General features: G+C 55.9%; 5 protein-coding genes. All 5 read right to left on the bottom strand.

From position 1 onward, the window contains the following. Positions 1-624: 624 nt before the first annotated feature. From B0G73_RS25455 to B0G73_RS25435, 5 genes are read right to left on the bottom strand one after another with little or no spacing between them, the layout of a single operon-like run. A complete protein-coding gene (locus tag B0G73_RS25455) occupies positions 625-909 on the bottom strand; it encodes a PAAR domain-containing protein (protein ID WP_106283989.1) in 285 nt (94 codons plus the stop codon). 44 nt (positions 910-953) lie between these two features. Further along, positions 954-1,922: a DUF6708 domain-containing protein gene (locus tag B0G73_RS25450; protein WP_106283988.1), complete on the bottom strand. Its 969-nt coding sequence runs from the start codon at positions 1,920-1,922 to the stop codon at positions 954-956. A 2-nt stretch (positions 1,923-1,924) separates the two neighbouring features. Further along, a complete protein-coding gene (locus tag B0G73_RS25445; RefSeq protein WP_106283987.1) occupies positions 1,925-4,504 on the bottom strand; it encodes a T6SS effector BTH_I2691 family protein in 2,580 nt (859 codons plus the stop codon). 30 nt (positions 4,505-4,534) lie between these two features. Further along, entirely contained in the window at positions 4,535-5,350 is an 816-nt protein-coding gene (locus tag B0G73_RS25440; protein ID WP_181196640.1) for a DUF4123 domain-containing protein, read from the bottom strand. A 17-nt stretch (positions 5,351-5,367) separates the two neighbouring features. Then, complete coding sequence (locus B0G73_RS25435) at positions 5,368-7,911, bottom strand: type VI secretion system Vgr family protein (RefSeq protein WP_106283985.1); 2,544 nt, start codon at positions 7,909-7,911, stop codon at positions 5,368-5,370. Positions 7,912-8,187: the final 276 nt, after the last annotated feature.

The raw sequence follows: 8,187 nt of genomic DNA, 5'->3' as shown, positions 1-8,187 counted from the left end.
CTCAGGTGACAAAGTAGTCTCCACCACTCGTTTGGTGGGGCCCACTGTGTCCACTTTGGCGCCGTCGGTCTAGACGGTGCTCGCGCAACGCTTACTTTTCTATGATGCGCGCGTTAAGCGGACGGCGTGCCGGTGACAAGTGGCACTCGCGCGTGACGGCTTCCCGAACGCCGGGTTGTCTGCGAAGCTGTAGCGGCACAAGCGCAGGGAAATTTTGCCAGCGATGCAGTGAACATGAGACGTGAGGCAAAGAATGGCAGACAGACGACTTTAAGCACTGCACGAGAGCGAGTTACTAAGAATCGTCGACTCGCTATGTCTGTCCCGCTTGCCTGTGCCGCGTGTGCAAGTCGCTCACCTCTCGTTCCGTCTTTGCCATCTGTTCGGACTGGCACTGGCGAGCTACGGCGCCTTCTTTCCTTCCGTGAGACAAGCAGCAGGTTTGGCAACGAGCAACGCTTTGGTGTATTCGGCGGTTACATCGTTCACCGCCATCATCAGCTGAACGCATCCAAGCTGCCTCGTCGGTTTCATTTGCGAGTTTCACGAACTGATTCTGCTGAGAGTGGCTAGTCACCCAGAGGCATAGCATCTAAAACGTCAGCAGAGGATTGCAAAGATCATTCAAACCGATATAGACCCCTGACGCTGCGAAGCTACGAGGCGCGGTGGCGGCTCGCACTTACATTTGCAGATATCGTTTTCGAGCGCGAGTTGCTTACCCGTGAAAGTCATGGGTAAAGATGGTCCATCGCCCACAATCACCCCCTGCGTATTACACGTGTGACAGAATACCGGCGCTCCATGATAGGCAATGGAACGCCCTTCAAGCGTGGAGGTAGCCACACCCTCAAGCACCTCGCCATTGCGGTCTGTCTTGTCACCCTTCAATATGATTCGTCGCGCCATACATTCTCTCCTCGTTCCCGTGCAGACACGTGTCGTCTTGGAAGTTACACCCGGACTGTCTCAACGAGCGGCGCCCGCTCGCATTCGTGCTCCACGTCTGCAGGCCACACTGGCTGTCGGCTCGTTCGTTGCCCGATGTAGTGCAACAAGGCAGTCAAATAAATAAACGGGCTCAAAATGACCACGAGCAGTGTTGTGAAAAGATTCCGCTCGGCCAGGATAGCCCGGTCGGCACGGCGCCAGATCCGCATCGAGTTGGCGAGCGATACCTGCGTGGGAACAAGTTCTGGATAGGACAAGACGCCCGGACCTTGCTCCATGTATCTGCGGATATATTCAAACTGACGTTTGAGCCCGTCGACGATTGAGCGGCCACTCTCCGTGGTCTCATCGGAGATGGTGACCACACGGTGGCCTACCGAAAACGACTGCGTGACGATGCCTCTTTCATCCAGCACGTGGCAACGAATGCCAAACACGTAGGCGCGTGAAATCGGGTCTCGCGGGCGAGGCTCGACGAAGAAGAACGCTTTATCCCACGGTACGGTTATTACGCCCTTCGAACCGGCTCCTCTGAAGGCGTAAACCGTTCGAGTCTGCCGGTTGAACCTGATCGGAAATCGCGTCCAGGTGAAGTTTTCCTGACGCAGCCCCCAGAGACCGATGAAGACAACAGCCAATGCAAATACGAGAAATAACGTAGCGAAACCATATGCAATAGCGAGTGTCGTCCCTTGGACGCTACCGTTGCCAGGAGGATTATTCAGGCACCAAACCATAACCCACGCGAAAAAACCACCTCCCGCAATAATTGCCAGGCAGCCGTACGTCAGCAGACCTCGCTGCATGAATGCGACGTTGGTGCTTTCCAGGAAAACGTCATTCATGGAGAACACCGTGAAGTCATCGTTCGGCGTTTCACTAGCAGCAACTTCAACCTTGAGCTGACGTGCCTTCTCTTCCTCGGTAAGCGGACGTTTCAACTTCACCCAGACCGTACCATCCCAAGCCATCGTTATGCTCCAAGTCCGTTATAGGCTTTCTGTTCTTCAGCAAACGAAGTATATCGGTCGTCCTTCTTATTCGTTCCGAAAAAGCTTCGACCGAGGAATTCCTTCAGTTCTCTTTCCTTGAACCACATGATAATCAGACCGATGACTATTAACAGAATAGTGAGCGGTAGGATAAGGGAGGTCAGCACTCCGAAAGTTACGCAAATCGTCAGGGCGAGCCCTGCTGCCGCCGAGGTCGAATATGCCAGGAAGAGGCCCACATGGCCGTCCTTCCACGCTGCCTTCGCATTGACCCCGTCATACCAGACGCCGATCAGGGCAGCCGGCGCTGCCAGCAGCCGACTTGCAAGTAGCAGTCGCTCAGCCGCCGCCGCTGAAAGGTATCGGGGCAAAGACAGTTCCAGCTTGTGCATGGCTTCCAGGGAGTTCCCCGCTAAGGCCATGGCCCCACCGCCCAACGCGACAATTGATGTCCGGAACTTGAGCATCGTCTCCGTGCTGTTGAAGTGGGTCGATTTCTCGAACTCCTTGGCGGCAAAGAAAACATTGATCGCCGCGAATACTGCGCCGATGCCCGCGCCTGCGACCTCGCCTCCGGTGAGTTTGCGAAAGGTGGGAGCAAACTCTTTCTCGATAACTTCGTCCGTTAGCATGAGCTTGTTGGCCGGGTTGGTAATGCTGGCGGCCTTTTCCTTGCTCGTCCCGCTCAGATTCAGGCTCTGCAAGCCATCACGGTCAACAATGATGAATTGAGGCACCTCTGTAACTGGCCCCTCCGCGCCTTTTGTAGTGAACTGGGCTCGGATCGAGGCCTTAAGGGATTTCATTGTCGGCCGCTTGTCGGCCGGCATCATTTCCCACATTTGACGGGCAAAGTACGTGACCCATTGGGACTGCGTACCTCGAACGGAGTGTTCAATCACCACCTTGCCGCTGCGCGCGGAAATCATAAGCACAGCAGCTTTGGCCGCAACTGTATCGATACTGTCCGAGAGTAACTTCGCAACAGGCGCTCCAATCTCGTATATGAGTTTCGAACCCGCCTTGTAAAAATCGGCGAAAAAACGAGGCGCTTTACTCTCAAGTGCTTTCGCCGAGTTAAACCACGTCTCAATTGCTTTTGCGCATGTCTCGCGCAACTCCGTGTAGGGAAAGTCCCCGGCTGCCAGAAGATGTTGGGCGTTGACTGCCTGGTTCAACGCCATTGCCCGAAGCAGGAGGTTATTGTGATCATCCGACTTACCTTGCAACCACTTGTACAACAGATCTAGCCCTTCCTTTCGCGCCGAGGCACCCGCAATACAATCGTGGAACGCCATTGCGTACCATGCGCCACCCAGAGGGTCCTGTTCGTCATGGTCGTAATGAAAGACGTGCGCGAGGTTTGGTGAGCCGAGCCATGCGGCATGGTCCATCGACAAGGGCGTCCAGGTTTCTTTCCCCTCCTGTGCAAGGTCCGCTTTCATCTTGTTTCGGTATTCGGTCGCAGCCGTCTCGCTTACAGCCGTTGCGTACTCTTTCCAGGCTTCTTCGCGCACTTTCGGAAGTTCGGCAATCTGGTTGGCGCGCATGTCCGACAGGTTTTTCTCCAACTGCTTGCCGCCATCCCAGAGGGCGCCCATCGATTGAGCTTCCATCATCTGGCCTTCGGCCATCTGTTCGAATATCTCGTCACTCTTGACGGCCCCAGCCTGGACAACTTCCTTCACGTTTTCCACCATTTCGGCCGACCATGTGCCCCATTGGTGATCTGCCATCACAACGCCGTAAGCGTATTTGTTTTCGATATTGAGTTCCTGCGTGATACCAATCGGATCCCATAGCGCGAACACCGCGCCCTTGTGCGGAGCAAGGTGGTCCATCGCCGCGTTTAGCGCAGCCGTTTCCAAGCTTCGTTCCCGAAACGGGAACGGCGATGTTACAAAGGCCTTCCCAGCTCCGCCTTTGTATTCCGCCACATACTTCTGAACATCGGTCGCTTTCGTGGCGTGCGGGACGTTTGCCCCGGGGCTGGCGAACCAGCCGGCCGCGTCGAACGCCTGCATACGCTTGGTACGGCATCCCTCACTGTTCTTCGCATACCGGTCACGGACGGTCTTTGTCCACTGAACCGTACTGAACGCCAGATAGACCGTCCCTGCCTTTTCGGCATTCTCAATGGTTATGCATTGCGCAAGCTCCGGATGCCCGGTCTGGGTGCAGGAAAAGGGCATTTCCGTCGAACGATCTAACACGGCGTCGAGCGGGTAGTCATAGACGTAGCCTTCCTTCGTCACGGCATAACACTGCCATTTAGATGTCTTCGGGTAGAAGACGTAGACGAAGCCATAGCGAAGCGAGCGCAAGGTGTACTTCGTTTTGCGCGATGCGATGTCCATCACATGCTGTCCAAAATTGCCGCCCATCAGGATGGGAACACCGTCAATTCCGTGTGCGCGCGTCGCGGCAAAGGCTGAATACCTGACCGGCAGGATCGGTAGTCCCTTTTTCTCGCACATCTTGCACTGCGTGACGGGCGCGCCACCCGCTGCGGCGACCTTCGTGAGGTCGGAGATACTTTGGTAGCCCGAGTCCAGCAACATGAGCGTTCCCTTGTATTGTTTGGATAGTGATTATTGGTACTGGTACAACGCGCTCTCGCGTGCAATGCGCGACCAGTCATCGTCGGTCCAATCAGCCACCGCCTCTGTGTAAGGCGTCTGCCCAATACCTGCGAGAACGGATTTCACCTGCGGGTGCTGGTCGAAATTTGGCGAAACGAACACGCCGTGCAATGCGAACGGCACACGGTCCTCGTCCGGAAGCCCATACCGCTCTGCCTTTACCAGCTGTGTGTCCAGACGGCGAGGCAGGTCCTCGGGTATTGAGATATTTTTAGCGGTAAGCGGTTCAAGAGCGTGCCGGACAAAGGCAAGTCGCCCCAGTTGCCCGAACTGTTCTTCGGTGACCTCGACGCGGGAACCCGGGAGGCCTTCTAGCGGCATCTCAACCCAGTTCCCGGCGCTCGAAAGGTAGGTCCAGTGCGTCGTGGGACCTGTGAGGGCGTGGAACTGCTGCATGTCCAGTATCCAGCGCAGATGCGCAAACACTCGAGGGTCGTAATAGCGGAAAACGGTGGTTCCCGACTCCGGCTTATCGAGCACCAACGAATCGGCCAGGTGATGTCGTATCGTGTCGGTGTCCGCAGGCGTCTCGATGATGCAACAGACAAGTGGTGGACGTCCCTCGCGGCGGTGATATTCGGCGAGCTCCTTGACACGTGCCAGTTGCCGGTCCGAGTGCTCAAGGCGATAGAGGATTGGGGCAACGCCTTCGAGTTCCGGGCGCGCGGTCGGAACAAGCTCGCCAATCTCATAGGGATTTGGCGCGGGCTGGATGTCGAACTCCCCGTTGCTGGGTTCGACAATGACATAGGTTGAAATCGGCATACGCATTCCTTTTAGTCTTAGCCAACTAAGGCTGCGCCGCTCTGTGCGGCAGACGCGAACTGCGATGTGCAGGAGGCCGACGTCGGCACCGAATTGGCCGCTGACTCACCTTGAGGTCCTGCAAAGCTGTGAGAAGCGCCTTTGAAGTCGAGTGCTCCAGGCGCGTGCACGGAGATATTCCCACCAGACATCTTGATTACAGCGCCGGCCGCTGTCAGCGTGATCTCCTTTTGCGCGACGACCGAGACGGCATCAGAAGTCGATACAACCTTCACCGTCTTGTCCGCTGTCAATTCGATGTTGTCGGAAAGTGCCATGACTTGGACTTTCCCCTTGCCAGCGAACAGCTTCATCCCCGCGGTCTGGGCGAAAAGACTTATTTTTTCCCCAACGCTTGCTATGAGCGACTTGGTGGCAGCTACGTGGGTATTTGCCCCGCTGACAAGATTGACGTGGTCGGTGGCCGCTGCATGAATTGATTTCATCGAGGTCAGGCCGATGCCAACGGGGCTACCTAGCAGCATGACGGGCTCGGAAAATCCATTGGCCGTGCCAGTGCCGCCACCTGCGGTATTACCGCCGCTCGTACTGCCGGTGATTTCCTGCTTCGTCGCATTGGTGAATGCCTGCAGGTCGGAATGAGCGTCCGTCAAATCGTCGGCCTGCACAGCCCTGGCGGCGTCCGAGCGAATCTCGACGACGTTTGTCGATTCCGTCAAATGTTCATTCGCCTCCCGAACATCCAGAGGCTGACTCGCAGAACCGCCGCGTGCGAACGTCGAAAAGAAGATGCCTTGCCCCGCCCGTACTGCGCCATAGGCGTCGGTCTTGAGGTCGAAACCGTTTCCAAGAAAGGAACCGCGGGTGTTGCCTTGCTGGTCAATGAGGTATCCGAGATGCAAGTGTGTCTGCCCGACACTGCTGAACAGTTGCGCACGGTTCTGACCCGTCGAATCGTCCATCACAAGCTGGTTATAGCCAGTCCCCTGAAACTCCTTCGACTTATATCCCGACAGTAGGCCGTTGGAATGCCATTGCGGCGTCTGCCGTCCGTTGAAGAGACTGCCACTCACTACCGGACGATCACAGTCGCCGTCCAGATACACGATTCCGACCTCGTGTCCTACGCGCGGGACAAATACACCGCCAAGAGTTCCGCCGGCGTGCGGCGACATGACACGCAGCCAGCACGACGCTTTCTCATCGCCACCGTTCTGGCGGTCCCAGTGCATCAGAACCTTGACCCGATTGAGGCTGTCCGTGAACACCTCGTCCTGCTGCGGCCCGACCACGGTTGCGGTCTGGGTGTACATCTGGGGCTTGCGATGTTCGAACGGACTGCGAAAAGGGACAGTACGGCGCTGCGTCTCCAGTTCAACGAGGAAGAATCCATCGCCCCCAAGTGCATCTTTCACGTTGAAGGCGTCCGACGCACCCGCGTGGTATGCGCGCGCCTCCGCCAGTTGCGGCTGGAGGCTATGACGGAATTGCGTCTCGGTGGACACTGGAAGATTGTTTTCGATGTACCAGGTCGCGGCTAGAATTGCAAACTGGCGGTTTTCTGCACTGTCGGAAGCAAGCGCCGTAGCCCCCTCCAACTGAAACCAGCGCCCTACATCAGCGCGCCGAACACTACCTGTGGCAAAGAAACGCTTGGCGCGAGATTCCCACTCCTCCATCCGCGTCTTGGACAGGGCATTCCCCCTTTCGCTAGTGCCGTAGGTATAGGCACCTGTGTATTCATAGACCTCTGCCTGGTCGGGCAAATCGCCCTGCATGCCGACAGTCGGAGTGCACATTTCCTTCTTGAAGGTCGGATCTTTGTAGTCAAAGGTACGCGTGGTGTAGTTCACGCTTTGCAAAGTGCGTACACCACCCCAATGCACCACAGCATCTGTCTCGCTTCCAATGCCCGCGCGGTAAAAAGGGACTTCTTGCGGCGCCAGGGCTTTCAGAGAGTACAGGTCGTCTGTAATGACCAGCGTATGCGCTTTGCCATCTTCCGCCTGCTCGAAGTAGCCGAAGATGCCTTCCTCTTCCATGAGCCGATGCACGAAATTCCAGTCATCCTCGTACTGGACACAGAATGATCTCTGTGGAAGCGGATTTCGGAGATCAAAGCGATATGCGCCGCGTGATTGTGGATGCTCGTCGAAAACCGCCGATAAAATATCCTCTGCAGTTTTGTCCTGAAAAATCCGTGCATCACTTCTGAATCTCAGGAAGTGCAACCACGAGGAAAAGCTAATCTGATATAGCTGAACGCTTCCGTCCGAGCCAAGCATTCGCGCGGTGTGGACGTAGCCGTGGCGGGGCAAATAGGATGCATCGGTCTGTTGGGTCCACAAGGTCACCGGCTTCGCGATGAGGGATTTAAGCTCGATGGAATCCTTTAGTGAAGCTACGTCAACGGTGAACTCATAATTGCGACCGATGCGACAATTACCAACAGCGCGGACCGGCACCAGAACGCTCGCCCCTAAAGCTGTGTCCAGCTTTAACAATCTTCGCGATTGGTCGATTCCAGCACCAATTACGGTAGCCAAGTCGTTTATTGTCATACCCCGCCCCCGCCAGCAAATTTTTACGCGCAAATAATAAGACGAAATAGCAATCCAAACAATGAAATCCCGATACGCGCGGGAAAATTGACAATTGACAAGAAAATTTTGCCAGATAAAAAATAGGTCGGTCGTTATTTCCGACCACTGCACCCCGAACCATCGCCCGGATATTCAGATTGCATGTATTGCAATTGATTTGCGGCCGCCTTCGACAGTCGCGAGGGAATCGTTAGAGGCATAAAAGAAGTAGCAAGGAGGCCGGTTTAACTAGAG

The organism is Paraburkholderia sp. BL25I1N1, assembly GCF_003002025.1.
In the GTDB taxonomy this organism is placed as follows: Bacteria; Pseudomonadota; Gammaproteobacteria; order Burkholderiales; family Burkholderiaceae; genus Paraburkholderia.
The sequence above is the reverse complement of the archived record's forward strand: the minus strand, read 5'-3'. Positions and strand labels throughout refer to the sequence as shown.

Bases quoted from the DNA above. Each gene is read 5' to 3' on its own strand.
- B0G73_RS25455 (WP_106283989.1), bottom strand. From the start codon at position 909: ATGGCGCGACGAATCATATTGAAGGGTGACAAGACAGACCGCAATGGC.
- B0G73_RS25450 (WP_106283988.1), bottom strand. From the start codon at position 1,922: ATGGCTTGGGATGGTACGGTCTGGGTGAAGTTGAAACGTCCGCTTACC.
- B0G73_RS25445 (WP_106283987.1), bottom strand. From the start codon at position 4,504: ATGTTGCTGGACTCGGGCTACCAAAGTATCTCCGACCTCACGAAGGTC.
- B0G73_RS25440 (WP_181196640.1), bottom strand. From the start codon at position 5,350: ATGCCGATTTCAACCTATGTCATTGTCGAACCCAGCAACGGGGAGTTC.
- B0G73_RS25435 (WP_106283985.1), bottom strand. From the start codon at position 7,911: ATGACAATAAACGACTTGGCTACCGTAATTGGTGCTGGAATCGACCAA.